We start from the raw sequence: 26,230 nt of genomic DNA on the forward strand, positions 1-26,230 counted from the left end.
TTAGCGGCGCGCAAAGTCTTCGAGCGACACTTGCTCCATGGCCTGGCCCAGCTGCACCTGCGCATCCGTCACGTTCACGTCGCGCTCCCAGGTGTGTCGGCTCACGTTGTCGAACGTGACCGCTCCGACTGGCGAAACCGCACCAAAGCCGTTGTTGAACGTGTAGAAGGCAAACGGGGTGGGGTGGCTCGCCAGCAGGTTGCGGCTCCATACATAGGGAGCGGCCGGCAGCCCCAGCTGCTGCAGCAGCGTGGCCGCCACGTCGGTCTGCGAGCCGATGGTGGTGATGACTTGCCCGCGGCTTTCGGGCCGTAGGGCGCCCCCTGCCAGCAGCAGCGGAATGTGAAACTTATAGGGGCTCTGGTTGGGGGAGTGGCCAGGCAGCGGGTGGCCGTGGTCGGCTACGAGCACCAGCAGGGTGTGGGCATACCAGGGCTGCTGCCGGGCCGCGCGCAGAAATTGTCCAAGGGTGTAATCGGTGTAGTACACCGAGTTGCGAAACAGGTCCGTTTCGGACGTGCCCGGAAACTTCGTTTTCATGGGCACGTCGAAGGGCTCGTGGCTGCTCAGCGTGAAGGCCGTGACGAAAAACGGCTGCGGCTGCGTCCGCAAGTCCTGCAACATGCGGTCGAACAGCACGCCGTCGTGGGCGCCCCACTTCGAGTTCTGCTGCGAGGCGGCAAAGTCGGCCCGCTCGGTGAGGTGTTCGTAGCCGGCCGTCTGTAGGTAGCTTTTCATGTTGGCAAACGCCAGCTCGCCGCCGTAATAATAGCCGGAGTGGTAGCCAGCCGCCATCAGCGTGCGGCAGAGGTGGGGGAGGTTTTCGGTTTTGCGCGGAAACTTGATGATGCTGGTGGTGGGCTGGTTGGGGTAGCCCGAGAGCAGCGACACCAAGCCCTTCTGGCTGCGGTCGCCGGCCGCGTAGATATTATTAAACAACACGCCCGTGCGGGCCAAGCTGTCGAGGGTGGGCGTCACGCCCTTTTCGCCGCCCACGCTGCCCACCAGCTTGCCGGTAAAGCTTTCGAGGATGATGAACAACACATTGGGCCGCGGCTCCTGCAGGATGGACGCCGTCGAATCGGCGGGCACTGGCCGGCCCACTGCGGCGGGGTACAGCCCCGCCACCAGCCGCCGCGCCGTGCTATCGGGCATAAACGGGGCCAGTGGTTTTTCTTCGGCGCGCAGCACCAGCGCGCTCATCAGGTTCCAAGGTGCATTCAGGGCGGCGTGGTTGGCAAAGGGAATGCGCGAGAAATACACGTCGCTTTGGTTGACGGGAATCTGCTGGGTGCCGCCGCGCAGGGGCACCACTAGCAGCGCGGCGTAGAGCAGGCTGGCCAGCACAGCCCGGCCGCGCCCGAACCACGCGGGCAGCGGCGCCACCGGCCCCACTACTTTTTTATATAGCCACCGGCCGCCCACAAGCAGCGCCGCCAGCAGCGCCAGCAGCAGCAGCACCGGCGCGCTGCCCGCCGAGGCCGCCATTTCGCCGGGCGAGTTCAGGTATTGCAGGGGGGTGTCGTCGAGGCGGAACCCCCAGGCGCGGTACAGCTCCAGGTCGGCCACCATCAAAAAAGCGAGCAAGGCACCAATCACCGCTGAGTAGATACCTACCATGCGCCCGATGGGCAGGCGCGGCAGCAGACTGGCCCCCACAAACAGCAAAAACGGCAGCATCGAAACATATGCCGCCGCCGAGGCATCGAGCCGCAGGCCGTAGCCAAACGTGGCTAGCAGCGTGCTCATGGGCAGCTGAGCCGTCAGCGCATGCTCATATCCCAGAAAAAAAGCCCGGCCTACCCCAAAAAACAGCAGCCAGAATAGAAAGTAGCGTGGCTGAAACGAAAAGCGGTTTTTCACTGCGCAAAGATAGACTTCCCCCCGAAGCAGTCTGACATCCTCTGTAGTCTGGTGAATTTGCCGGGAAATGGCAGTTTTCCGGATTGAGGTGGCAAAATGAAGGTGCTTTTCAGCAGAAAGTCATGATTTTTGCTAATCAGCCTTTAAAATTTAGGGCTGATTAGCTGCAAAACTATTTCCTGTTTTATCTTTGCCCTGCGTAACACTTCATCACACCTGTTATTTCCGTCGGTACTTTTGCATATGGCCACCCTTCGCTTCAAAGCCCTCGAACTCGTTAACCAGCGCCGCCCCATCACGGTGGTGCCCGCCGCCGCCCGTCGTTCCGACAGCTACGGCCAGAACGTGTTCAACCTGGAGGCCATGCGCGCTACCATGCCGGGCGACTACTTCAAGAAGCTGCAGGCCGCCATCAAGCAGGGCGCTACCGTGGAGCGCAACGTAGCTGATGCTGTGGCTTCGGCCATGAAAACATGGGCCATGGCCAAGGGCGCCACGCACTACACCCACTGGTTTCAGCCCCTAACCGGCGCCACCGCCGAAAAGCACGACTCCTTCTTCGACCTGAATTCTGACGGTCGTCCGATTGAAAACTTCAAGGGCTCGGCCCTTGTGCAGCAGGAGCCCGATGCTTCGTCGTTCCCCAACGGCGGCATCCGCAACACCTTCGAGGCCCGCGGCTACACCGCCTGGGACCCCACCTCGCCCGCTTTTATCATCGAGACGGTAGGCGCCAAGACGCTGTGTATCCCCACCATTTTTGTGGCTTACACCGGCGAAGCGCTTGACTTCAAAGCCCCGCTGTTGAAGTCGCTGGCCGTGCTGGAGAAGGCCGCCGTAGAAGTTTGCCAGTACTTCGACAAAGACGTAAGCCGCGTAAACACTACGTTGGGCATCGAGCAGGAGTACTTCTTGGTCGACAAGGCCCTGTACGATGCCCGCCCCGACCTCGTGATGACCGGCCGCACCTTGTTCGGCCACACCCCGGCCAAAGGCCAACAGCTCGACGACCATTACTTCGGCTCGATTCCGGCCCGCGTGCACGGTTTCATGCTGGAGTTTGAAGAGGAAGCCAACCTGCTCGGCATTCCGCTGCGCACCCGTCACAACGAGGTGGCGCCCAACCAGTTTGAATGCGCCCCTACCTTTGAGGACGCCAACCTGGCCGTGGACCACAACCAGCTGCTGATGGACGTGATGGACCGCGTGGCCGAGCGCCACAACTTCAAAGTGCTGCTGCACGAGAAGCCTTTTGCCGGCGTGAACGGCAGCGGCAAGCACAACAACTGGGCAATGAGCACCGACACCGGCGTGAACCTGCTCGCCCCCGGCCGTCGCCCGAAGGAGAACCTGCAATTCCTGGCCTTCTTCATCACCACCATCAAGGCCGTGCACCGCCACGCCGACTTGCTGCGCGCCAGCATTGCCTCGGCCAGCAACGACCACCGCCTGGGTGCCAACGAGGCCCCGCCGGCCATCATGTCGGTATTTGTGGGCTCGATGCTGGACTCGGTGCTCGATGAGCTGGAGCGCACGGCCAAGCTGCCGCTCGACAAAGGCGACAACATTTACCTCAAGCTGGGCATCGATAAGATTCCGGCCATTTTGCTCGACAACACCGACCGCAACCGCACTTCGCCCTTTGCCTTCACCGGCAACAAATTCGAGTTGCGCGCCGTGGGCTCGTCGGCCAACTGCTCCTCGGCCATGACGGTGCTCAACACCATCGTTGCCGACCAGCTCATCGACTTCAAAGAGTCGGTGGACGCGCTGATTGACCAGGGCAAGAAAAAAGAAGTAGCCATCGTGGAGGTGCTGCGCGAGTACGTCATCTCGTCCAAAAACATTCGTTTTGAGGGCAATGGCTATTCCGACGAGTGGAAGGAGGAGGCTGCGCGCCGCGGCTTGAACAACATTGCCACGACGCCGCAGGCCCTCGACGCCTTCATTCGTGAAGACGCTGAGGAACTTTTTGCCCGCCATGGTATATTTTCGCAAGTTGAATTGCATGCCCGCCACGAGATTTTGCTCGAGGAGTACATGAAGAAAATTCAGATTGAAAGCCGCGTGTTGGGCGATTTGGCCATTAACCATATCATCCCGACCGCGTTACAGTACCAAACCAAACTCATCAACAACGTGCGCGGCCTGCGCGAACTCGGCCTCGACGATGAGCACAGCCAGGTGACCGTGGAGATGATTAAAGCCATCTCGCGCCACGTAGCCACTATTAAAACCACGGCCGACGCCATGACGGAGGCCCGTAAACAAGCCAATAAAATAGGAGACGCCCGCGAGTTAGCCGTGGCGTACTGCGAAGAAGTAAAACCGAAATTCGACCCCATTCGCCGCGCCGTAGACAAGCTCGAGCAGATGGTGGCCGACGAGGACTGGCCCCTGGTGAAGTATCGCGAACTGTTGTTCAGCCGGTAAGTCAGCTCGGGACGGAATCGGGTCCGGTGTTGGGTGGGAATTCTCGCCGCGCCCCGATTGGGAAAGAGGTACCTCCGTGGGGTGCCTTTTTTTGGAAACCCGCCGCAAACGATTGCGGGAATATCAGGACTATTTCCCAGCCTTGATTATGGCTTTTCGGGCGGTGGTGGTTGTTTTCGGCTCGCCGGTCGGGGCCGCCAGCAGGAGGGGAAGCCGGGGCGTTAGCTCGTCCGTTTCATCATCCAGCACCTCGGCGCTGCTGCCGGGGTCGGGCACCAGCATTTTCCAGGTGGCGCGGCGCAGTTCATCAAGCTTGTCCAGCGACTCGCTCACGGTGGCGTTGGCCATCAGCTTGTCGAACAGGCCGCTGCTGTGGCCCACGGCAATCAGCTTTTCAATCACGAAGGGCAGCACCCAGCCCACCACATTGGAGGCCAGGGCGCCGCGAAGGCCTAGGCGCACGAGCAGGCGCACGGTCATTTGCTCCACCAGCAGCACGCGGGCGGCGGGCAGGGCCTTGTCGGCCAGGAAGTCGGCCACCAGTTTGAGGTTGCCTTTTTCGACTTCGGCGCGCAGCACGTCCTGCACGCTGTCGAGGGCGCGGGCGGCCAGTTGGCGAAACAGGCGGCCGGTTTGCCAGGCGGCCAGGCCGGTGAAACGAGCAGCGCCCAGCAGGGCCGGCAAAAAACGGGGTTTCAACATAGTTGGGTGCGAAACGGACTCGGTTCGGAATAGTTGCTCGGGTTAGGAACGCTGGCCCGCAAATTGTGGTTAAGCCGCGCAGTAAGCAAAACGATTCGTGTAGTTGAACAACCAAGGGTTTTGGACCAGTTGGTAAAACCTCAACACTAGTTGCTTGTTAGATGAAGGCTTTGGGCCGCGTTTTTTCTTTTGTATGTCTGATTTGCTGCTGGATATAAACTTACAACAACTGCCCGACGACTATTTTGGGGGCGAATGGCAAGTGGCGAACCGGGTGCTAAACCACAACGACCCGCGCAGCCCCTTGGCGCAGGCCGTGCGCTTGGTGCTGGCCCCCGGGCAATTGGAAGCCCAACCCGTGCCACCCGGTGAGGCCCAGACGGGCCATTGGGCCGTCATGCGCGATGAAATTCTGAACCGGCCCTACCTGAGCTTCGAACTGCCCGAAGAGGCCACCCGCGCGTTGGTGACGCGCCTGCGCCGCTCGGCCGACGGCCTGCGCAGCCAGTTGAACCTGTACTTCGCGTCGGGCATGGAAATGCAACTCGACCGCGCCTGATTTCTCTTCTTTTCGAACCCAATACTTTTCGTTCGTGAGTACTTCGCCTGCTACCGATTCCACTTCTGCTTCCGCTGCCCAAGGGCTGGTGGGGCCCGAACAGTTCACGTTTCTGGCCGACATGATTCCGCAGCTGGTTTGGATTACCGACAACACCGGCTTTCATACCTATTTCAACCAGCGCTGGATTGATTTTACGGGCTACGACCTGGCCGACAGCGTGGGGCCCGACATGTGGAACAACCTGCTGCATCCCGACGACCGCGCCCGTGCCCGCGACGTGTGGGGCCACTCGCTGGCCACCGGCGACCCCTACAGCATCGAATACCGTTTTAAGGCCAAGGACGGCACTTACCGCTGGTTTCTGGGGCAGGCCCTGCCCCGCCGCGACGCCGACGGCAGCGTCATTGCCTGGTTCGGCACCTGCACCGACATTCAGGAGCAGCGCCAGATGCGCGAGCAGCTCGAGGCCGCTTATTCCGACCTCGAAGCCAAGGTAATATTCCGCACCCTGGACCTGGAGCGCGAAGTGCAGGCCCTGAAGCAGCAAGGCAAAAGCTGAGCGAAGCAGGCAGCACCTTTGTACATACCTTCAAAACGGCTCTTCGGAGCCGTTTTGCGTTATTAGCTGGGCCGCGAGCTTGCGGCCCTCTTTTCAAGCTAGTCCCGATGAATGCAATTGTGATTAAACAGCCCGGAGGTCCCGAAGTGCTGGCCTTGCAGCCCCAGCCCGCGCCGCAGCCCGCCGCGCACGAAGTGCTGGTGCGGGTGCACGCCGCCGGCGTAAACCGGCCCGATGTGCTCATGCGCCAGGGCAAGTACGCCGGCAGCGGCGACGTGAGCGGCCTAATCCCCGGCCTGGAGATTGCCGGCATCGTCGAAGCCTGCGGGACTGAGGTGAGCCGGTGGCAGCCCGGCGATGCGGTGTGTGCGTTGCTGCCCGCCGGGGGCTACGCCGAGCTTGCCGCCGTAGACGCCCGCCACTGCCTGCCCGTGCCCGCCGGCCTGAGCATGGCCGAAGCCGCCGCCCTGCCCGAAACCGTGTTCACGGTGTGGCACAACGTGTTTCAGCGGGGCCAGCTGCAGCCCGGCGAAACGCTGCTGGTGCACGGCGGCAGCAGCGGCATTGGCACCACGGCCATTCAGCTGGCCCGGGCACTGGGCAGCCACGTGGCCGTCACGGCCGGCGACGAAGCCAAGTGCAGCGCCTGCCGCGAGCTGGGTGCCGACTGGGCTATTAACTATAAAGCCGATGATTTTGAGCAGGTGCTCAACGACGAGGGCGTGGACGTGATTCTCGACATGATAGGCGGCGACTATATCGCCAAAAACCTGCGTCTGCTGAAGGACGACGGCCGCCTGGTGTTCATCAACGCCATGCAGGGCGGCAGGGGCGAGTTCAGCGCGCTGGAGGTGATGCGCCGCCGGCTGACCATCACGGGCAGCACCCTGCGGCCTCGTTCGGCCGATTTCAAAGCCGCGCTGGCCGCCGCCGTGGAGCAGCACGTGTGGCCCCTGATTGCGGCCGGTAAGTTCCGCCCCCTCATTCACCAACTGTTTCCGCTGGCCAAAGCGGCCGAAGCCCACAAGCTGATGGAAAGCAGCGCCCACATCGGCAAGATTGTGCTGGAAGTCGGCCATTGAGCGAAAAAGCCCGTTTCGCAGTATGCGAAACGGGCTTTTGCTTTTTAGAGAAAGCGCGATGCAGCTTTAAGCCCGGCGCCACTTGATGGTGCAGCCAATGGCTTTGGTGGAATTGGTGGTGGCGGGCTTGCCGGCCAGGATTTCGGCCATGGCGTTTTCCACGTATTTCGTTTTCACCAGCTTGGGGTCTTCGGAGTTGTCGTCGATGGCGCCGATGTAGGACACTACAAACTCATTGCCCTTGCGGGTGAGCACGTAGAGGTGCGGCGTGCGCGTGGCACCATAGGTCTTGGCCACCTGCTGCGACTCATCGACGAGGTAAGGAAAGGCGTATTTCTTTTTCTGCATGTCGGCGTAGGAGTCGCCGGGGGCCACGGCCGGGTCGTTGGGGTTGATGGCCACCACCGGGTAGCCTTTGGGTGCGTATGTGGTATTCAGGTCGATGATGCGGCTTTCGTAGGCTTTGGCGAAAGGGCAGGTGTTGCAGGTAAACACCACGATGTAGCCTTTGGCGGCCTTGTTGTCGGCTAGGGACACCATTTTGCCGTCGATGTTTTTCAGCCTGAAGTCGGCGGCTTTGTCGCCTACCTGGTAGCCGTCGGCCACGGGGCGGCTCACAAAGCTGCTTGCCAGCAGGGCGAAGCAGAGGGTGAGAAAAGGCAGGAGCTTTTTCATGGTCATTTTGCGGTTAAAAAGTGAGGAAATGAGAATGGCTATTTCTGGACTTTCTGCACGGCGGCGGTGAGCTCGGCCTGCGAAAGCTCGCGCTCAAATGTAAGCCGCTGCTTGCTTTTGTTGTTGAAAATGAGCGTGAAGGGCAGTGCGCCCGACCATTTGGCGTCCACCTTATCGATGAACGTATTGGGGTCCGACTCATTCAGTAGCACCACTTCCGACTTGAGCCTGCGTTGCTGCACAAACGGCTTCACTTTCTTGTCGAGCTGCGAGGCGTAGTCCATGCTTACCAGCAACACCTTCACTTTTTTGCCGGCGTTGGCGGCGCGAAGCAGCTCAAAATTGGGCAACTCCTTCACGCAGGGCGCGCACCAGGTGGCCCAGAAATTGACCACGTAAGTCGTGTCGGTGGGCCGGGCCAGCCGCTTTTGCAGCTCCGGAAACTTGATGACGGCCACTTGCTGGGCAAAGCCGGGCGCCGCGACGAAAAGAGCAGCCGCGAGAAACAGGGTTTTCAAAATCGGATGGCGTGTAATGATTTCAACGGTTGTTTGATAGACAGTAAACCCCGGGACGAAGTTGCGGCTGCCCCAGCCGCCCGGCCGGCTTTACCTTTGTGCTACGGCGCAACTTTCGCCTTCTGACCGTAGTTTTTGCTTCATGAATAAAACGTATTGCCCCAGCCTGACCGAGTACAAGCGCCGCGTGTCCCGCGTAGTCAACATCGGCGGCCTGCCCATGGGCGGCGACTTTCCCATTCGGGTGCAAAGCATGACCACCGTCGACACCATGGACACGATGGGTTCGGTGGAGCAGACGCTGCGCATGGTGGCCGCCGGCTGCGAGTACGTGCGCATCACGGCGCCCAGCATGAAGGAGGCCCAAAACCTGCTGGAAATCAAAAAGGAGTTGCGCAAGCGCGGCTGCAACGTGCCGCTCATCGCCGACATTCACTTCACGCCCAACGCGGCCGAGCTGGCCGCCCGCATCGTGGAGAAAGTGCGCGTGAACCCCGGCAATTACGCCGACAAAAAGAAATTTGAGGAAATTGAATACACCGACGCCACCTACGCGGCCGAAGTGGAGCGCATCCGCGAGCGGTTCCGGCCGCTGGTGAAAATCTGCAAGGAGCACGGCACGGCCATGCGCATTGGCACCAACCACGGCTCGCTGAGTGACCGGATTCTGAGCCGCTACGGCGACACGCCGCTCGGCATGGTGGAGTCGGCGCTGGAGTTCCTGCGCCTGTGTGAGGAAGAAAACTACTACGACGTGGTGCTGAGCATGAAGGCCAGCAACACGCAGGTGATGGTGCAGGCCTACCGCCTGCTGGTGCAAAAGCTGGACGAGGAAGGCCTGCAGCCCTACCCGCTGCACCTGGGCGTGACCGAGGCCGGCGAGGCCGAAGACGGCCGCATCAAGAGCGCCGTGGGCATCGGCACGCTGCTCGAAGACGGGCTGGGCGATACAGTGCGCGTGTCGCTGACCGAAGCGCCCGAGGCCGAAGCCCCGGTGGCCCGCATGCTCATTGACCGCTACACGGGGCGTGCCGCCACGGCCCGGCCCATCGCGCCGCTGGGAGGGGAGGTGCCGATAAACCCGTTCCAGTATTTCCGCCGGCACACGCACGAAGTGGCCAATTTCGGGGGGCAGAACGTGCCGCGCGTCATCACGAGCATAGCCCGGCTGCCCCACGTGGAATACGCGGACTTGCGCGCCGTGGGGCATCTGTACTCGCCGTTTCTGGACAAGTTTCAGATGGCCGACCACGGGGCCGACTACGTGTTCAGCGGCGAGCGGCCGGTGCCGTTTATGCTGCCCAACGGCCTGAAGGAAATCGTGACCTACTCGGCCTGGCGCGACGCCGGCAGCCGTCCGCATCACTTTCCGGTGCTAACCGCCGCCGGCTACATGGAAGAGGTGCCGCGCCACCCGCAGCTCAACTTTTTGCTCCTCAGCCTGGATGCGCTGGATGCGGCCCTTCTGCGACAGCTCCGGCAGGATACAACCGTGGTGCTAGTGTTGCACACCACCAACACGCACGCCATGCCAGAGCTGCGCCGGGCATTTTTTGAACTGATGAAGCACGACATCACCTGCCCGGTGGTCATTGCCCGCTCCTTTGCCGACCAGCCCCTGGAGCAAACCCAGCTCGATGCGGCCACCGATGTGGGCGGCCTGCTCATTGACGGCCTCGGCGACGGCGTGGTGCTGGGCGTGGAGCTGCTCAGCAACCGCTCGCACGAGGAATGGCTCGACACGGTGAGCGGCCTCAACCAGCTTTCGTTCGGCATCCTGCAGGCGGCCCGCACGCGCATGAGCAAAACCGAGTACATCAGCTGCCCCAGCTGCGGCCGCACCCTGTTCGACCTGCAGGAAACCACGGCTATGATTCGCAAGCGCACCGACCACCTCAAGGGCATCAAAATCGGCATCATGGGCTGCATCGTGAACGGCCCCGGCGAAATGGCCGACGCCGACTACGGCTACGTGGGCGTGGGCAAGGGCAAAATTTCCCTTTACCGCGGGCAGGAGGTCATCAAGAAATCGGTGCCCGAAGAAGCGGCCGTGGATGAGCTCATCGAGCTTATGCGCGAGGACGGTCGCTGGATTGAGAAGGAAGTGGTAGAGGAGCCGGTGGGGGCGTGAAAAGCGAAATTGTGTGAGCAATTAATCTGAAGAGCAGAACATATGTGCTATTGTGTGTACGTAGGAGCCAATTCAGAATTGCCATTGATTGACTGGAACGCAGCAAGCCCGTACTTCTACACCACTGAAGTTCCTGAAGATGAGAAAGCCGTCGAAAAGCATTTCTCAAAATCACATATCCGCTACATGGGTTCGTGGCAAGCATGTTCTTGCGGGTTTAATGCTGGCACGACAGACGACTTTTTTGAGAGTGCTAATTCTGCCCGAGCCCTGGTGGATTACATTCGGACCGCATTGAAATGTGAAACAAGTGTGGAATTCTATACTTGTTGGGCAGGAAACCAGTCAAGCAGGCCTGAACTCAAAGTGGGAGAAAGTATTGACAATATCAACGTTGAGCGGGATGGTTTTTCACTTGAAGAAAACGTCTTTGTCACTTTCATTCACTCAGCTGACAGGTAGCTATTTACACTTTTCCTTGCGCCGCGTGTCGATGATGTGCGCAATTTTCCAGCCGTCGGTCAGCTTCACCAGCTGGAACGAGTCGTAGCCGCAGTGGCTGAATTTGCTGCCGAGGTAAAATTCATACGGCGCCCACACGCTGGCCAGGTTGGCATCAATCAATACCCGCTCGAACTGCACCCGCTCGTCCCAAATGGCGGGGTGGGGCGTGCCCACCGCTTTCAGAAAGCCGTTGATATTTTCGGTTTCCAGCGTGGGCGGCTGGCCGGGCTTGCCGCCGATGCCGTGGAAGACGGCGCCGGGCGCCAGCGTACGGCGCACCATGGTGCTGTCGCCGCGCCGCATGCCGTCGAAAAAGGCGGTGACGGTTTGCTGCACGGCCGCGGTTTCGGACGGCGCTTTTTGGGCCTGGGCGACGAAGGCCGGCGCGGAAAATAGGGCGGCGAGCAGGAGGGAAGTAGCGCGTTTAGACATAGGGGCAAGCGGGTGTCACAGCATAGGCGGCGGGCCAACGCATAGGTTGCATTGGTGGCCGAGGCCGCTAATATTCACCTGTTTTACCTGATGAATCCGCGCTTTCGGCAAATCATTCTGGCCCTGGGGGTGTTATCTTTCCGAACCCAAACCCGCCCCGCCATGAACGGTAAAAACCTTTTCAACTTCGGTCCCGCGCTCGGTTATTTCTTCCGTGGCAACGACCCCAACCGCAAAACCAACTTCAACCTGAAGACCATGCACTTCATTAATAAGCTCAGCTTGGCGATGTTTCTGGTGTGTTTGGTGGTGATGTTGTTTCGCTACGTGCTCTAATTTCCGGCCCGCCCGATGAACATTGAAGACTTCCGCGATTACTGCCTGCTGAAAGCGGGCGTGACCGAGGAAACCCCTTTCGGCCCCGAAACCCTGGTGTTTAAAGTTGGCGGCAAAGTGTTTGCCCTCACCGACATTGACACCTTCGGCAGCATTAACCTGAAATGCGACCCCGAGCGGGCCGCAGAGCTGCGCGAGGCCCACGACTACGTGCTGCCCGGCTACCACATGAACAAGAAGCACTGGAACACGGTGCTCATCGGCACCGGCGCTCCGGAAAGCCAGCTGCGCGAGCTGATTGACCACTCGTATGACTTGGTGCGGGCTTCGCTGCCCAAAGCCGTGAAGGCAACCATAGAAATGTAAAAACGCGACACATTCTGTCCTTACCCCAAGAAAAAAGCCTCGCCGGATATCCGGCGAGGCTTTTTTCTTGGGGCTGAAGGCTTATTGGCCCACCAGAAACACGGCGTTGCCAAACATCAGCTTCCCGCCCTGCCAGAAGGCGCGGAACAGCGGGTTGTCGCCGAGGTATACCACGGAGCCGCGGCCCAGGTCCTGGGTGCCCACCACGAAGGTGTCGGTGAGCTCCTTGCGGGCTTTGGTGCCGGCGAAACCGGCCGAATAGCTGTCTTTCTTGATGACGCCCACGTTCCAGCCGCCTTTGTCGAGGAAGCGGTAGCCCAGGGGGGTGCGGATGAGGGCGAAGTAGTTGCTGCCGTAGCCAAAGGCTAGCGGGTGGGTGTTGTCGAGCTGCACGCGGTACACGCTGCCCTGCACGGCGTCTTCGGCCTCTTCGCGCTCCGAGTCGCCGTAGCGGCGCAGCAGGCGGTAGGGGTTTTGCTGGTTGGCTTTGCGCACGGCCACCGAGTCGACGGCTTTCGTTTTCAGCAGGAAATCCTTTTTGTTGGCCAAGAACCGGGCGGCGCCTTCCAGGGCAATGAGGCGGCCACCTTCGCGCACCCAGGCCTTGAGGCCGTCGAGGGCGCGGTCAGAATAAATGTCGCCGTAGTTGCCGTTGGGCAGAATCAGTACGTCGTATTTCTGCAGCGACACGCGGCTGAGGTAGTCGGCGCCCAGCACCGTGAGCGGGTAGCCGAGCTGCTGCTCAAAGAAGTGCCACACCTCGCCAAACGCGGTGGGGTCGACGCCGGGGCCGGCCACCACGGCCACGTTGGGCTGCTTCACGAAGTGCACCGTGCTGGAGCCCAGGTCGCGGCCGGTGGTGGAGAACCCCGATTTCACGGCCGTAACCACGGTTCCGGCCGAGTCGGCCTGGGCGCGCACCAGCTGGTCGAAACGGGCGCCGAGGCTTTCATTGCTGGTGCGGGTGACGATGAGCGTGCCGGGCGCGTACTGCTGGCCTTCCGACTCAAACGCCTTTTCGGCGTAGCGCACCTTCACTTTCTGCTGCAGCAGGCGGCTCAGGAAGCGAATGTCCTGCAGGCTGTTCCAGCGGGCCAGGTAGGCGTAGGGCTTGTCGGCGGTGGCGGCGCTGCCTTTTACCATGGCCTGAGCCGGCGCACTGCCCGAGGCATCGAGGCGTCCGGGCAGGGCGTAGGCCTTCAGGTTGAAGGCGTAGGGCAGGGCCCAGGAGGTGATGTCGTAGGTGAGGGAGTCTTCGAGCTGCGACTTGGGCTCGAACAGCACCTTTACCAGCGTGGACTTGGGCTGGTACATGCTGATGACCACGTCGCGGGGCTCAATTTGCACGTTGTCGGTTTTGCCGGTGGTGTAGTTGTAGCCCTTGGTTTTGCTGCGCTTGCTGGCAAAGCCGTACTGAATCTGGTTGCGGTCGAGGTACTGAGTGAAGGCGCGCAGTTGGCCGGGGTCGTTGCCGGCCGGCAGCACGTAGGTTTTGTACTGGCCCTGGGGCTTGCTCTTGGCCGTGGCGAAATAGCTCTGGAATTCGCGCAGCAGGTCGTCGTGGCGCTCGGCCGTGGCCTGAATGGTGGCGCGGCTGGCGGCGTGGTGGTGCGCGATGCGCTGGGCCAGGGTCAGGGTGTCGCCGTCGAGGCGGGCGTAGGCCAGACCGCCGGCCCCGCCGCCGCCCTGCTCATACGTCATGCCGATGGCGCCGTTGAAGCTGGGCCAGGTGTCGCCGTAGGTGGGGGCGTACAGGTCGTATACCTCGCGGGTGAAATAGAGCCAGTTGTTCTTGTCGAAGGCCACCTTGTTGTAGTCGCCGAGGATGCCCTGAAACTGGCGCTGCCAAGGCGTGATGTCGGCGTGGTAAGGCTTGGCGGCGGGCGAGAAGTAGTAGGTATTGTTGGGGCCCATCTCGTGGAAATCGGCGTGCACCGCCGGCAGCCACTGGTTGTAGAGGGCGATGCGCTGCCTGGTTTCCTGCTGGGTTTGCCAGGCCCAGTCGCGGTTCAGGTCGAAGTAGTAATGGTTGTAGCGGCCGCCGGGCCAGGGCTCGTGGTGTTCCCAGGCGTCGGGGTTGGCATTGGCCGACTGGTTGCGGACGCGGTTGTACCAGTTCACGTACCGGTCGTGGCCGTCGGGGTTGATGCACGGGTCGATGAGGACGACGGTGTTCTTCAGCCAGTCCTGCACCTGCTGGTCCTGCGGGTTGGCCAGGTCGTAGAGCACCTGCATCACGGCTTCGGAGCTCACCGCTTCGTTGCCATGCACGTTGTAGCTCAGCCAGCAAACGCCGGGCATTTGGCGCTGGGCGCTGCCACCTTCCAGCCCGGCCAGGCGCAGGTTGTTGTGGCGCACGTCTTCCAGCCGGCCAAAGTTGTCGGCGCTGGCCACCTGCACCACTTCCAGCGGGCGGTTTTCGTAGGTTTTGCCGTAGGTCACCAGCTTCATGCGGCCGGGCGAGTGCGCCACCACGTGGGCCACGTAGCGCAGCATCTCGGCGTGCGGCGTGAACTGTGCGCCAAGCTTGTAGCCGAGGAATTGGTCGGGTGTGAGCAGCGGACCAGCCGCGTCGGTGGTTTGGGCGTGGGCGGTGAAGCCGAACGTAATGGCACCAAACAATGCCAGTAACTGCCAGCAGCGTTGGGCGCGAGAAAGACGTAGGTTTAGTGGGTAAGAATTCTGTCGAGACATTGGGAATCGGGAGGGTGTTTTGTGTGCACAAGGTAGGACACAATTACCCGCCTTGTCCTTATGCAAAATCATCAAAAAAGGCCCGCTGCAATCGCAACGGGCCTTTTTGTTTAATTAGCTTAGAACGTCATGCAGAGCGCAGCGAAGCATCTCGCTAGCTGCTACTAATCCTTCACGATTGAATTACTGCCGCACGCGAGATGCTTCGCTGCGCTCTGCATGACGTTCTACTTACACCACCACGTTCACCATGCGGCCGGGCACCACAATCACCTTTTTAGCGGCTTTGCCTTCGCCGTGCTTGGACAGGAAATCGGAGGCCAGCACGGCGGTTTCAATCTCGGCGGCGGTGGCGGCGGCGGCGAACTGCATCTGCTCGCGCACTTTGCCGTTGATGGCCAGCGGGTAGGTCACGGTGTCTTCCACCAATAATTCTTCGCGGAACTCGGGGTAGCTGGCCGTGGAGATGCTTCCGGCCTCGTGGCCCAGCTCCTGCCACAGTTCCTCGGCGAGGTGCGGGGCGTAGGGCGACACCAGCAGCACCAGCGGCTCCAGGATGGCGCGCTTGTGGCACTTGAGGGCCGTGAGTTCGTTCACGGTAATCATGAACAGGCTGACGGAGGTGTTGAAGCTGAACTTCTCGATGTCTTCCTGCGCCTTCTGGATGGCGCGGTGCAGCACCTTGAGCTCGGCGGGCGTGGCGGGCTCGTCGGTGACGGCGAGGGGGCCGTCTTCGGGGTGGAAGAGGCGCCAGAACTTCTTGAGGAAGCTGCCCACGCCGCTAATGCCGTTGGTGTTCCAGGGCTTGTACTGCTCCAGCGGGCCGAGGAACATTTCGTAGAGGCGCAATGCGTCCGCGCCGTATTTGTCGATTAGAATGTTGGGGTTAACAACATTGTATTTCGACTTCGACATTTTCTCGACTTCTACTTTTGTTTGTAGAAACTGTTTGCCTGTCTCATCACGCTCCCAAGCAACTTGAGTATCTAAATTGAATTGCTCAAAACGTGCATCAGAGCGCTGTAATTCTTCGAATTTGTCTCTATAAAGACGGTCGTTAATATCAACTAATTCAACGTTGATATTCAATTCCCTAAAGTTTGCAGTAAGTGTCCGATACTCACCATTAACGTGAACATCGTCATGTGCTTCGATTGGTCGGGCTACGTGTTTAATTGGCTGACTTGATAAACCCTTGCCCGTTTCGGCGGCCATTCTTTGCTCATTGGAGATGACCATGTCAATCAGCAATTCACTAGAAATTGATTTCGGGTCTTCGCTGTACTGATTTGCGGAATCAACAGGTACCGTAATTGCTACGATTAGTTTATTCGACCGGCCCAGAATCATCCCTTGGTTAATCAGTTTCTGGAACGGCTCGTTGCTGCTGACGAGGCCCAGGTCCTTCAGGAACAGGTACCAGAAGCGGGCGTAGAGCAGGTGGCCGGTGGCGTGCTCGGCCCCGCCCATGTAGAGGTCCACGCTGCCCCAGTAGTGCTCGGCCTCCTCCGATACGAAGCGGGCTTCGTTGGTGGGGTCCATGTAGCGCAGGTAGTACCACGACGAGCCCGCCCAGCCGGGCATGGTGCTCAGCTCGTAGGGGTATTTGCCTTTGTATAGCCAATCCTGGGCGCGGCCGAGGGGCGGCTCGCCGGTTTCGGTGGGCTTGTATTCGTCGATTTCGGGCAGGACGAGGGGCAGGTCGCTTTCGGCGATGCCGTAGGCGGTGCCGTCCTTGTAGTAAATCGGAATGGGCTCGCCCCAGTAGCGCTGGCGGCCGAAAATGGCGTCGCGCTGGCGGAAATTCACCTTGCCTTTGCCCAGGCCCTTATCTTCGAGGAAGGCGATGAGCTTCTGCGTGGCCTCTTTGTAGGTGAGGCCGTTGATGATGCCGGAGTTGATGTAGCGGCCTTCCTTGGTGGGGTCGGCCTGCTGGTCGAGGCCCTGCTGGGCATCGGAAATGGCGGGGATGGGCAGGTTGAAGTGCTTGGCGAACAAGTAGTCGCGCTGGTCGCCGCTGGGCACGGCCATCACGGCGCCGGTGCCGTAGCCGGCCAGTACGTAGTCGGCCAGCCAGATGGGCACGGGCTCGTTGTTCACCGGGTTCAGGGCGTAGGCGCCGGTGAACACGCCGGACACGGCCTTCACGTCGGTCATGCGGTCGCGCTCCGAGCGGCGCTTGGTGGCGGCGATGTACTCGTCCACGGCGGCGCGCTGTTCGGGCGTGGTGAGTTCGTCCACCAGCTCATGCTCGGGAGCCAGCACCAGGAATGTGGCCCCGTAAATGGTGTCGACGCGGGTGGTGTAGACCTTGATTTGGGCGGTTTCGGAGCCCTGCACCGGGAAGGTGACTTCGGCCCCGATGCTCTTGCCAATCCAGTTGCGCTGCATCTCCTTTACGGCGTCGGGCCAGTCGAGCTGGTCGAGGCCCTGCAGGAGGCGGTCGGCGTAGGCGGTGATGCGCAGGTTCCACTGGGGCATGAGGCGGCGCTCGACGGGGAAGCCGCCGCGCTCGCTCAGGCCGTCTTTCACTTCATCGTTCGAGAGCACCGTGCCCAGGCCGGGGCACCAGTTCACGTAGGTGTCCTGCTGGTAGGCGAGGCGGTAGGGGAGCACGGCGGCCAGCTTCTGCTTTTCAGAGAACAAAGCCCACTGCCCGGCCGAGAAGCTGAGGCGGTCGCCATCGTCGCCGGCGGCGCGGATGCCCTCGCTGCCACTGGCGGCAAAGCGGGCGGTGAGATCGGTGAGGGGCTCGGCGCGGTCGGTGTCGAGGTTATACCAGGAATTGAACAGCTTGAGGAAAATCCACTGCGTCCACTTGTAGTAGCTGGGGTCGGAGGTGCGCACTTCGCGGCTCCAGTCGTAGCTGAAACCGAGGCTGCTGAGCTGCTGCACGTAGGTTTCGATGTTCTTCTCGGTGGTGAGCGCCGGGTGCTGGCCGGTCTGGATGGCGTACTGCTCGGCGGGCAGGCCGAAGGAGTCGAACCCCATGGGGTGCAGCACGTTGAAGCCGCGCAGGCGCTTGTAGCGCGTCACGATATCGGAGGCAATGTAGCCCAGCGGGTGCCCCACGTGCAGGCCCGCCCCGGAGGGGTAGGGGAACATGTCGAGCACGTAGTACTTGGGCTTGTCGGAGTGGTTCTCGGTGCGGAAAGTGCTGTGCGCTTTCCAGTGGGCCTGCCACTTCTTTTCAATTTCTTCGGGACGGTATGCGGGCATCTTGCGCGGAGTTTATTCCGGGCAAAGGTAGGACGTAGGAGAAAGTAGGGCGAAATTTGTTGTGACGTCTGCAGACGTAGCGCCTCACCCCCGGCCCCTCTCCCAAAGGAGAGGGGAGCCAGCCGACCTCGACAGGAGCAGAACCGGTGCCCCCTCTCCTTTGGGAGAGGGGGGCAGGGGGTGAGGCGCCCCGATTGCACGACGTCCTCATTTGCCCCCGAATAGCCACCCATGGCCCGCATCCCCAAAGAATTAGTTGACCACATCATCCAGACCGCCGACATCGTGGAAGTCGTCGGCGACTTCGTGCAGCTCAAGCGCAAGGGCCAGAACCTGTGGGCCCCGTGCCCCTTCCACAACGAAAAGTCCCCGTCCTTCTCCGTAAACCCGGCCAAAAGCCTCTACAAGTGTTTCGGCTGCGGCAAGGCCGGCGGCGTGGTGCAGTTTGTGATGGACGTGGAGGGCACCAGCTACGTGGAGGCCCTCAAGTACCTGGCCCGCAAGTACGCCATCGAGATTCAGGAGGAGGAAAAAACGCCTCAGCAGCAGCTGGAGCAGAACGAGCGGGACTCGCAGTTCATCGTCTCCGACTTCGCCAAAAACCACTACCACCGCCTGCTGCTCAACTCGGAGGAAGGCATGAGCATCGGCTACGGCTACCTCAAGGAGCGCGGCCTCAATCTGAGCACCATCCAGACCTTCGAGCTCGGCTACTCCCTCGATGCTTGGGACGACCTCATGAAGGCGGCTGAGGCGGCTGGGTATGACAAGAAATATCTCGAAAAAACCGGCCTCACTGTCATTCGCACCGACGACCAGGGCAAGGACACCGGCCGGCGCTACGACCGGTTTCGGGGCCGGGTGATGTTCCCGATTCACAACATCAGCGGCCGGGTGGTGGGCTTCGGGGCGCGCACGCTGAAGCGCGACGACAAGATGGCGAAATACCTCAACTCGCCCGAGTCGGAGATTTACCATAAGTCGGACGTGCTGTATGGCCTATTCCAGGCCCGGCAGGCCATTCGCACGCAGGAAGTTTGCTATCTGGTGGAAGGCTACCTCGACGTGCTTTCGCTCTATCAGGGCGGCATCAAAAACGTGGTGGCCTCGTCGGGTACCTCACTCACGGAGGGTCAGATTCGCCTGATTAAGCGGTATTCTGATAACGTGACGGTGCTGTATGACGGCGACGCGGCCGGTATCAAGGCCTCGCTGCGCGGCACGGATTTGCTGCTAGAAGGCGGCCTGAACGTGCGCGTGGTGCTGTTTCCCGACGGCGACGACCCCGACAGCTACATCCGCAAAGTGGGCGACCAGCGCTTCACCGAATACATTGAAACCAAGAGCCAGGACTTCATCAGCTTTAAAACCACGCTGGTGGCCCGCGAGGCCAGCAACGACCCGGTGAAGAAGGCCGAGGCCATCCGCGACGTACTGCACAGCATCGCCAAGGTGCCCGATGCCATCAAGCGTCAGGTGTTTTTGCAGCAGACCTCGGCTACGTTTGGTATTGATGAGCAGGTGCTCATCACCGAGTACAACAAGCTCGTCAAAACTGCTTCACAGAAAGCTCCGGGCGGCAACAGTGGCAGCGGTAACGCTGGCAACTACGGTCAGGGCGCGGGCAGCGCCAACACCGGCTTCCCACCCAGCGCCAACCCGCGCTCGACCCCGGCACCGCGCCCGATGACGGACGAGGAAGAGGCCGAAATGCTGATGTACGGCGGCCACGAAGCCACCGTGGAAATCCTGGGTGCGGGCGCCAGCTTCCAGCCCTCGTCGGCCAAAGCCGAGGCCGACGAGGACACGCCCGACATGCTGCAGGTGTGCGAGCGCGAGGTGCTGCGCCTGCTGGTGCTGTATGCCGGCCGCGAGGTGGAAGAGGAAATCAGCGTGGCAGCCTACCTCATGGGCCAGCTCGGCGAAAACCCGCTGCAGAAGCCGCTCTACGCCGAAATGTGGGAAATCTGCCGGCAGGAATTGCTGGCCGGCCGCTTCCCCGATGCCCGCCTGCTGGCTCAGAACGAGCGCGAAGACATCCGCCAGCTCATCACCGACCTCGCCACCGAGCGCTACGAAATCAGCCCCAACTGGCGCACCAAAGAAATCTACGTCTTCAACGAGGTCGACCTGCCCAAGCTGGCCTGCGACAACGCCGTGCTGCGCCTCAACAAGGTGCACGTGCAGCGCGAGCTCGACCAATGCCTCGAAAAGCTGCGCCACCCGCTGGATGACGTGGAGATGTTCGAAATTCTTGGCGACATCAAGCGCCTCAAGGAGCTCGACAACGAGCTGGCCGGCCTGCTGGGCACCGTGGTGGGCCGCACGGCGTAGTGGTTTGATGGAATTAAAACAGAACGTCATGCTGAGCGCAGTCGAAGCATCTCTACCGCAATACTAAATAATTAGTGGCGCAGTAGAGATGCTTCGACTGCGCTCAGCATGACGTTCTTTGCGCCCCCTCCAAACTGCCCATGCTTCAGCGTCTCAACATCAACCGGCTGCTCCTCGCCATTGTCCTCACCGGGCTGAGCCTGATTTTTGGCATGACGGGCTTCATGGTCATCGAGCACTACCACCCGGTTGATGCGTTTTACATGACCGTGACGACCATTGCCACGGTGGGCTTTGGCGAGATTCATCCGTTTTCGCACGCGGGGCGGCTATTTGTTTCTTTCTACATTCTTTACAACCTCGTCGTGGTGGCCTACCTCGTGTCGGTCATGTCCTCGTTTATCTTTGACGGCGAGCTGCGCAAGATTTACAACATGATTCGAACCGACCAAGAAATCAAGCGCTTTAGCGGGCACGTCATCGTGTGCGGGTTTGGGCGCAACGGGCGCCGGGCCTACCAGGAGCTGCGCGCCAACGGCGCCCGCGTGGTGGTCATCGAATCGAACCAGGAGCTGATGAAAAGCATCACCAGCGGCAGCACCGGCGAAGACTACGACGGCGACGGCCTGCCCGGCGGCGGCATTTTCACCGTGTTTGGCGATGCCACCACCGACCTCGTGCTGAAACAGGCCGGCGTGGAGCGCGCCTCGGCCCTCATCACCTCGCTGCCCAAGGACGCCGACAACGTGTTTGTGGCCCTCTCGGCCCGGGCCCTCAACCCGCGCCTGAAAATCATCGCCCGGGCTTCGCTCAAAACCTCGGAAAGCAAGCTGCTCTCGGCCGGAGCCGACTCGGTGGTGATGCCCGACGAAATCGGCGGCTCGCACATGGCCAAACTGGTGGTGCGCCCCGAGGTCATTCGCTTTCTCGACCTCATTTCCGGTCTCAGCGCCGACAAATTGCGGCTGGAGGAAATGAGCTTTGAGCAGCTGCGGCGCGATTTGCGGGGTCGCAGCATTCGCGAACTCGACGTGCGCTCCATCACCGGCGCCACCATCATTGGCATGCGCACGGCCGCCGGCTCCCTCATGGTGAGCCCGCCCGTGGACTACGTGCCCGCGCCCGGCGACGTGCTGCTGGTGCTGGGCAGCGAAGAGCAAATAGAAACCTTTGAGGTGCGCTTCCGCCAGCTGTAGAACCTTGCGGAGTTATTCCGGCGGAAGCGCGGCCTCATTCTACCTTTGCCGCCTCTATGCACATTCTGCAACTTTGTCCGCGCGTGCCATTTCCGCCTCATGACGGCGGCGCCATTGCCATGTACGACGTGGCGGCGGGCCTCGTGCGAGCCGGGCACCGCGTCACGCTGCTGGCCATCAACACGCCCAAGCACCGCCAGCCGGCCGACGCCCTGGCCCACCTGGGGCCCCATTTGCGGCTGGTACTGGTGGATGTAAATACTGATATTTCGGCATTTGGCGCGCTGAAGAACCTCCTGTTAAGCCGAAAGCCCTATAATGTGGCCCGTTTCATTGAGCGCGAGGTCTGTGACGTACTAGGCCGTTTACTAGCGAGTGAGGAATTTGACATTATCCAGTGCGAAGGGACATTTGTGGCATGGTACAATGAATGGCTTGATTACGAAGAATTGCGCCCTGAACGCACCAAAACGGTGTTGCGCGCCCACAATGTGGAGTATACCATCTGGCATATGCTGGCAAAGCGGGAGGCGAATCCACTGAAGCAATTTATGCTTCGCGTTATGGCCAACCGCCTGGAAAAATTTGAGCGAGAGTATCTGACTTATTTCGACGCCGTAGCCGCCATTACCGAAGACGACGCGCAACGTCTGAGGGCCTTGGGTTGTCCAGAGCCTGTCGTCTTCATCCCAGCCGGGGCCGACCTAGAGCGTCTGCAACCCGACCCCGGCCTTCGGGCCAAGCCGCGCACCTTGTTTATGATTGGCTCCCTCGACTGGCTGCCTAATCAGGAAGGGGTGGAGTGGCTGCTGCGCGAGGTGTGGCCCACGTTTCACGCCGAATTTCCGGACGTGGAGCTGCACCTTGCCGGGCGCAACGCCCCCGCGCACTTGCTCAACCGGAAAGCCGAAAATGTCATCATGCACGGCTTTGTGGAATCAGCCCCCGCCTTTATGCAGCAGTACGAGCTGATGTTGGTGCCCTTGCTGAGCGGTGGCGGCATGCGCGTGAAAATTGTGGAGGGCATGGCCCTGGGCAAAGCCATTTTGAGCACCTCGCTGGGCGCCGAGGGCATTGTGGCCCACAACGACGAGAACCTGCTGGTGCGCGATGGCGCGGCCGCCTGGCTCGACGCCCTGCGCGCCTGGTACCGCGGCGAAATCGACGTGCGCAGCATTGGGGCCGCGGCCGCCCGCACCGCCTCCGACGTCTACGACAACGGCCGCGTGGTGCAGCGCTTTATTGGTTTGTACGAGCGCCTGCTCCAACCCGCGCCGGCCGGCACGCCCGCCCATTCGCCGCCCGCATGAAGCTGCTTGTACTCCTCTCACGCTTCCCGTACCCCCTCGACAAGGGCGACAAGCTGCGCGCCTACCACCAATTGCGCTACCTGGCCGAGCGCCACGAAATCTGCCTGTTTGCGCTCAGCGATGAAGAGGTGACCGCCGAAGCTGACGCGGCTGTGCGGCCCCTGTGCCGGGGCGGCGTCACGGTGCACCGGCTGTATAAGCCGGGCATCGCGGCCAATATGGCGCGGGCCCTAGCCACGGGCCGGCCGCTGCAGGTCGGCTATTTCTACGATGCCCAGGCCCAACGCAAGGTTGATGAGCTGCTGCGCACCTTCCGGCCCGACCACGTGTACTGCCAGCTTATCCGCATGGCTGAGTATCTGCGTCCGCACGCCGGCCAGCTGCCGATGACGCTCGATTATATGGACGTTTTTTCGGCCGGCATGGCGCGCCGGGCCACGCAGGCGCCGCTGTGGCAGCGCCCCGTGTTCGCCCTGGAGGCCCGGCGGCTGACGGCCTACGAAGCCGAGGCTTTTGGCTGGTTCCGGCACCACACCATCATCAGCGACCAGGACCGGCAGCTTATTCAGCACCCGCGCCGCAACGAAATTGAGGTGGTACTCAACGGCATCGATGCCGATAATTTCCGGCCCATGCCGGAGGTAGCCAAGGAATACGATGTGCTGTTTTGCGGCAACATGAGCTACCACCCCAACGTGGACGCCGCCGCGTTTCTGGCCGAAGAAATTATGCCGTTGGTGCGTGCGCATCACCCTGGGGCCCGCCTGCTGGTGGCCGGCACCACGCCCGCCCCGCGGGTGCTGGCGCTGGCCTCGGCGCAGGTGGTGGTGAGCGGCTGGGTGCCCGACATCCGGGCGGCGTATGCCTCGGCGCGGGTGTTTGTGGCGCCCATGCGCGTGGGCACGGGCCTGCAAAACAAGCTGCTCGAAGCCATGGCCATGAAGCTGCCCTGCGTGACCACGCCCCTGGCCAACAACGCCCTGGGCGGCACCGACGGGCAGGAACTGCGCGTAGCCGAGGCGCCCACGGCCATTGCGGCGGCCATCACGGAGCTGCTGACCGAACCCGAAGCGGCCGCCGCGCTGGCCGGGCGCGGGCAGGCTTTTGTGAAGGCGCGCTACACCTGGGCCGGGGCCACGGCCCGGCTCGAAGTGCTGTTCGGCTAGGGCGCCGCGGTGTGGGCTAACTTTGCGGGCGCCGCCGCTGTTATGGCCCGAAATACCCCATCCCATGCTTGATACCATCGAATCCGCCATCGAAGACATTCGCGCTGGCAAAGTTGTCATCGTAGTCGACGACGAAGACCGTGAAAACGAAGGCGACTTCATTTGCGCCGCGCAATGCGCCACGCCCGAAATTATCAATTTCATGGCCACGCACGGCCGCGGCCTGGTGTGCGCCTCGCTGCCCGAGCAGCGCTGCGAAGAGCTGGGCCTCGACCTGATGGTGGGCCACAACACGGCCCTGCACGCCACGCCCTTCACCGTATCGGTGGACCTGCTGAAGAACGGCGTGACCACTGGCATCTCGGCTTCCGACCGCAGCAAGACCATTCTGGCCCTCATCGACCCCGCCACCAAGCCCGAGGAACTCGGCAAGCCCGGCCACATTTTCCCCCTTAAAGCCCGCAAGGAAGGCGTGCTGCGCCGCGCCGGCCACACCGAGGCGGCCGTGGATTTGGCCCGGCTGGCGGGCTTCGAGCCGGCCGGTGTGCTGGTTGAAATTTTGAAGGAAGACGGCGAGATGGCCCGCCTGCCCGACCTGGAAATCGTGGCTAAAAAGTGGGACCTGAAACTGGTGTCGGTGCAGGACCTCATCAAGTACCGCCTGGCCCACGAAAGCCTTATCACCCGCGAAATCTCGGTGAAGATGCCCACCGAAAACGGCGATTTCGACCTCTACGCCTTCACCCAAAACTCCAACGGTGCCAAGCACCTGGCTCTGGTAAAGGGCGACATCAGCGGCCCCGAGCCGGTGCTGGTGCGCGTGCACAGCTCCTGCGTCACCGGCGACATCTTCGGCTCGTGCCGCTGCGACTGCGGCCCGCAGTTGCACCAGGCCATGCGCCAGATTGAGCGCGAAGGCCGCGGCGTCATCGTGTATATGAACCAGGAAGGACGCGGCATTGGCCTGCTCAACAAGCTGAAGGCTTACAAGCTGCAGGAGCAAGGCCGCGACACCGTGCAGGCCAACGAGGAACTGGGCTTCAAGGGCGACGAGCGCGACTACGGCGTGGGCGCCAGCATCCTGCGCGACCTCGGCATCCGGCAGATGCGCCTGCTCACCAACAACCCCCGCAAGCGCACCGGCCTCATCGGCTACGGCCTCGAAATCGTGGAAACCCTGCCCATCGAAATCCACGCCAACCCGCACAACGAGGCGTATTTGACGACGAAGCGCGACAAAATGGGCCACGAAATCATGCGGGCCACGCCGGCCGAAAAGCCCGCCGCCTAAACAGCCGCAGCAAAGGCTGCTTCCGCTTAGTGAAAAGCCCCATTGTTCCGTCACAAGCGGGGCAATGGGGCTTTTCACTAATGGCGCTGCTCCCGTTCTGGGTGTCATTTCTCCACTGAAAAGCGGCCGGAATGCCGCTGCGCCGCGTATTGAAACTCCCAGCATTGCCTACTCCGCATTCCGACATGAGCAAACCGCGAAACCAGCCCGCTGCCCCCGAGGTTTAGGAAACGAACATCATTACGCGCCTGCGGGCCGGCGAGCCGCTGCGCAAAGACGACCCCGAGTACCCGCAGTTTGGCGCGGTGGTGGCGCGCACCATTCGGCTATGCACGCAGATGAACGCAGTTTCCGAAGACCTGGACGAGGTGCGTCGCCGTCTGGGCGAGATTATTGGAGCGGAAGTGGACGCGTCGACCACAATTTTCCCGCCCTTTCACACCAACTTCGGTCTTTTCATCCGGCTGGGCAAGAATGTGTTTATCAATCACGCCTGCTCCTTTCTGGACATCGGCGGCATCACCATCGAAGACGACGTGATGATTGGGCCGCGGGTCAACCTCACCTCAGAGAACCATCCTCTCGACCCTGCTGACCGAACCACGTTGCGGCTCCTGCCCATCGTCATCAGGCGTAATGCCTGGATAGGCGCTGGCGCAACCATTCTGCCGGGGGTGACGGTGGGCGAAAACGCGGTAGTGGCGGCCGGCGCGGTGGTCAACCGCGACGTGCCGGCTAACACCGTAGTCGGCGGCGTACCGGCTAAGGTTGTAAAAACGCTGTAAGTATTGAGTAGTGCTTGAGCCTGCTGCTGCATTCATTGAGGGGACGTTCAAGAGCTACCCCCTGCTGGCCGT

Annotated in this window: 21 protein-coding genes; 14 read left to right on the plus strand and 7 right to left on the minus strand. The window is 61.4% G+C overall.

Going from position 1 to position 26,230, the window contains the following annotated elements; genetic code table 11:
* Positions 1–1,863: an LTA synthase family protein gene (locus MUN81_RS10780; RefSeq protein ID WP_245117299.1), complete on the minus strand. Its 1,863-nt coding sequence runs from the start codon at positions 1,861–1,863 to the stop codon at positions 1–3.
* A gap of 243 nt (positions 1,864–2,106) precedes the next feature.
* Here MUN81_RS10780 and MUN81_RS10785 point away from each other — a divergent pair, with 243 nt between their 5' ends.
* Positions 2,107–4,296 carry a glutamine synthetase III gene (locus tag MUN81_RS10785; RefSeq protein WP_245117300.1) on the plus strand — a complete coding sequence of 730 codons (2,190 nt, stop codon included), beginning with the start codon at positions 2,107–2,109 and terminating at the stop codon, positions 4,294–4,296.
* Between the two features lie 129 nt (positions 4,297–4,425).
* Here the strand turns inward: MUN81_RS10785 and MUN81_RS10790 are convergent, their stop codons facing one another.
* Positions 4,426–4,998: a hypothetical protein gene (locus MUN81_RS10790; protein WP_245117301.1), complete on the minus strand. Its 573-nt coding sequence runs from the start codon at positions 4,996–4,998 to the stop codon at positions 4,426–4,428.
* 193 nt (positions 4,999–5,191) lie between these two features.
* Here MUN81_RS10790 and MUN81_RS10795 point away from each other — a divergent pair, with 193 nt between their 5' ends.
* The 3 genes from MUN81_RS10795 (at position 5,192) to MUN81_RS10805 (ending at position 7,201) form a co-directional block, all read left to right on the plus strand.
* A complete protein-coding gene (locus MUN81_RS10795; protein ID WP_245117302.1) occupies positions 5,192–5,557 on the plus strand; it encodes a hypothetical protein in 366 nt (121 codons plus the stop codon).
* A 34-nt stretch (positions 5,558–5,591) separates the two neighbouring features.
* A complete protein-coding gene (locus MUN81_RS10800; protein ID WP_245117303.1) occupies positions 5,592–6,119 on the plus strand; it encodes a PAS domain-containing protein in 528 nt (175 codons plus the stop codon).
* A 107-nt stretch (positions 6,120–6,226) separates the two neighbouring features.
* Entirely contained in the window at positions 6,227–7,201 is a 975-nt protein-coding gene (locus MUN81_RS10805; RefSeq protein ID WP_245117304.1) for an NAD(P)H-quinone oxidoreductase, read from the plus strand.
* 66 nt (positions 7,202–7,267) lie between these two features.
* On the opposite strand, the gene MUN81_RS10810 is transcribed toward MUN81_RS10805, so the two are convergent.
* Both MUN81_RS10810 and MUN81_RS10815 read right to left on the minus strand, forming a co-directional pair.
* On the minus strand, positions 7,268–7,876 hold the full coding sequence (locus MUN81_RS10810; protein WP_245117305.1) for a thioredoxin family protein: 609 nt from the start codon (positions 7,874–7,876) through the stop codon (positions 7,268–7,270).
* 38 nt (positions 7,877–7,914) lie between these two features.
* Positions 7,915–8,394: a TlpA disulfide reductase family protein gene (locus MUN81_RS10815; RefSeq protein ID WP_245117306.1), complete on the minus strand. Its 480-nt coding sequence runs from the start codon at positions 8,392–8,394 to the stop codon at positions 7,915–7,917.
* A 142-nt stretch (positions 8,395–8,536) separates the two neighbouring features.
* On the opposite strand from MUN81_RS10815, the gene ispG reads away from it, so the two are divergent.
* On the plus strand, positions 8,537–10,525 hold the full coding sequence (gene ispG / locus MUN81_RS10820; RefSeq protein ID WP_245117307.1) for a (E)-4-hydroxy-3-methylbut-2-enyl-diphosphate synthase: 1,989 nt from the start codon (positions 8,537–8,539) through the stop codon (positions 10,523–10,525).
* Between the two features lie 84 nt (positions 10,526–10,609).
* Entirely contained in the window at positions 10,610–10,987 is a 378-nt protein-coding gene (locus tag MUN81_RS10825) for a hypothetical protein (protein ID WP_245117308.1), read from the plus strand.
* Here MUN81_RS10825 and MUN81_RS10830 read toward each other — a convergent pair whose 3' ends face one another.
* Positions 10,988–11,461 (minus strand): nuclear transport factor 2 family protein, encoded by a 474-nt coding sequence (locus tag MUN81_RS10830; RefSeq protein ID WP_245117309.1) that lies wholly within the window; start codon positions 11,459–11,461, stop codon positions 10,988–10,990.
* A 90-nt stretch (positions 11,462–11,551) separates the two neighbouring features.
* Between MUN81_RS10830 and MUN81_RS10835 the strand changes: the two genes are divergently transcribed.
* Together MUN81_RS10835 and MUN81_RS10840 are read left to right on the plus strand one after the other, a co-directional pair.
* Positions 11,552–11,797, plus strand: coding sequence for a DUF6728 family protein (locus MUN81_RS10835; RefSeq protein ID WP_245117454.1), 246 nt, complete (start codon positions 11,552–11,554; stop codon positions 11,795–11,797).
* A 15-nt stretch (positions 11,798–11,812) separates the two neighbouring features.
* Positions 11,813–12,163 (plus strand): MmcQ/YjbR family DNA-binding protein, encoded by a 351-nt coding sequence (locus tag MUN81_RS10840; protein ID WP_245117310.1) that lies wholly within the window; start codon positions 11,813–11,815, stop codon positions 12,161–12,163.
* A gap of 81 nt (positions 12,164–12,244) precedes the next feature.
* Here MUN81_RS10840 and MUN81_RS10845 read toward each other — a convergent pair whose 3' ends face one another.
* Complete coding sequence (locus MUN81_RS10845) at positions 12,245–14,785, minus strand: M14 family metallopeptidase (RefSeq protein ID WP_245117311.1); 2,541 nt, start codon at positions 14,783–14,785, stop codon at positions 12,245–12,247.
* A gap of 303 nt (positions 14,786–15,088) precedes the next feature.
* The gene (locus tag MUN81_RS10850) at positions 15,089–18,076 is read right to left on the minus strand and encodes a class I tRNA ligase family protein (RefSeq protein WP_245117312.1); all 2,988 of its coding nucleotides are present in this window, start codon (positions 18,074–18,076) and stop codon (positions 15,089–15,091) included.
* A 231-nt stretch (positions 18,077–18,307) separates the two neighbouring features.
* Here MUN81_RS10850 and dnaG point away from each other — a divergent pair, with 231 nt between their 5' ends.
* From dnaG to MUN81_RS10880, 6 genes are all read left to right on the plus strand, one after another.
* Complete coding sequence (gene dnaG / locus MUN81_RS10855) at positions 18,308–20,410, plus strand: DNA primase (protein WP_245117313.1); 2,103 nt, start codon at positions 18,308–18,310, stop codon at positions 20,408–20,410.
* Between the two features lie 140 nt (positions 20,411–20,550).
* Positions 20,551–21,606, plus strand: a complete 1,056-nt coding sequence (locus MUN81_RS10860) for a potassium channel protein (protein ID WP_245117314.1) — start codon at positions 20,551–20,553, stop codon at positions 21,604–21,606.
* A gap of 56 nt (positions 21,607–21,662) precedes the next feature.
* Positions 21,663–22,916 carry a glycosyltransferase family 4 protein gene (locus tag MUN81_RS10865; protein WP_245117315.1) on the plus strand — a complete coding sequence of 418 codons (1,254 nt, stop codon included), beginning with the start codon at positions 21,663–21,665 and terminating at the stop codon, positions 22,914–22,916.
* The gene (locus MUN81_RS10870; RefSeq protein WP_245117316.1) at positions 22,913–24,082 is read left to right on the plus strand and encodes a glycosyltransferase; all 1,170 of its coding nucleotides are present in this window, start codon (positions 22,913–22,915) and stop codon (positions 24,080–24,082) included. The genes MUN81_RS10865 and MUN81_RS10870 overlap by 4 nt, the downstream gene beginning before the upstream one ends.
* 64 nt (positions 24,083–24,146) lie before the next feature.
* Positions 24,147–25,373, plus strand: a complete 1,227-nt coding sequence (locus MUN81_RS10875; RefSeq protein ID WP_245117317.1) for a bifunctional 3,4-dihydroxy-2-butanone-4-phosphate synthase/GTP cyclohydrolase II — start codon at positions 24,147–24,149, stop codon at positions 25,371–25,373.
* Positions 25,374–25,711: 338 nt separating this feature from the next.
* Positions 25,712–26,158 (plus strand): DapH/DapD/GlmU-related protein, encoded by a 447-nt coding sequence (locus MUN81_RS10880; RefSeq protein WP_348533171.1) that lies wholly within the window; start codon positions 25,712–25,714, stop codon positions 26,156–26,158.
* The last annotated feature ends 72 nt before the right edge of the window (positions 26,159–26,230 follow it).

The sequence above is a fragment of the Hymenobacter sp. 5317J-9 genome, from assembly GCF_022921075.1.
GTDB lineage: Bacteria > Bacteroidota > Bacteroidia > Cytophagales > Hymenobacteraceae > Hymenobacter.

Excerpts from the sequence above, each read along its gene's own strand:
- MUN81_RS10785 (WP_245117300.1), top strand. The coding sequence starts at position 2,107 with ATGGCCACCCTTCGCTTCAAAGCCCTCGAACTCGTTAACCAGCGCCGC.
- MUN81_RS10840 (WP_245117310.1), top strand. The coding sequence starts at position 11,813 with ATGAACATTGAAGACTTCCGCGATTACTGCCTGCTGAAAGCGGGCGTG.
- MUN81_RS10870 (WP_245117316.1), top strand. The coding sequence starts at position 22,913 with ATGAAGCTGCTTGTACTCCTCTCACGCTTCCCGTACCCCCTCGACAAG.
- MUN81_RS10805 (WP_245117304.1), top strand. The coding sequence starts at position 6,227 with ATGAATGCAATTGTGATTAAACAGCCCGGAGGTCCCGAAGTGCTGGCC.
- MUN81_RS10875 (WP_245117317.1), top strand. The coding sequence starts at position 24,147 with ATGCTTGATACCATCGAATCCGCCATCGAAGACATTCGCGCTGGCAAA.
- MUN81_RS10865 (WP_245117315.1), top strand. The coding sequence starts at position 21,663 with ATGCACATTCTGCAACTTTGTCCGCGCGTGCCATTTCCGCCTCATGAC.
- MUN81_RS10850 (WP_245117312.1), bottom strand. The coding sequence starts at position 18,076 with ATGCCCGCATACCGTCCCGAAGAAATTGAAAAGAAGTGGCAGGCCCAC.
- MUN81_RS10880 (WP_348533171.1), top strand. The coding sequence starts at position 25,712 with ATGAACGCAGTTTCCGAAGACCTGGACGAGGTGCGTCGCCGTCTGGGC.
- MUN81_RS10835 (WP_245117454.1), top strand. The coding sequence starts at position 11,552 with ATGAATCCGCGCTTTCGGCAAATCATTCTGGCCCTGGGGGTGTTATCT.
- dnaG (WP_245117313.1), top strand. The coding sequence starts at position 18,308 with ATGGCCCGCATCCCCAAAGAATTAGTTGACCACATCATCCAGACCGCC.
- MUN81_RS10860 (WP_245117314.1), top strand. The coding sequence starts at position 20,551 with ATGCTTCAGCGTCTCAACATCAACCGGCTGCTCCTCGCCATTGTCCTC.
- MUN81_RS10790 (WP_245117301.1), bottom strand. The coding sequence starts at position 4,998 with ATGTTGAAACCCCGTTTTTTGCCGGCCCTGCTGGGCGCTGCTCGTTTC.
- ispG (WP_245117307.1), top strand. The coding sequence starts at position 8,537 with ATGAATAAAACGTATTGCCCCAGCCTGACCGAGTACAAGCGCCGCGTG.
- MUN81_RS10830 (WP_245117309.1), bottom strand. The coding sequence starts at position 11,461 with ATGTCTAAACGCGCTACTTCCCTCCTGCTCGCCGCCCTATTTTCCGCG.
- MUN81_RS10795 (WP_245117302.1), top strand. The coding sequence starts at position 5,192 with ATGTCTGATTTGCTGCTGGATATAAACTTACAACAACTGCCCGACGAC.
- MUN81_RS10810 (WP_245117305.1), bottom strand. The coding sequence starts at position 7,876 with ATGAAAAAGCTCCTGCCTTTTCTCACCCTCTGCTTCGCCCTGCTGGCA.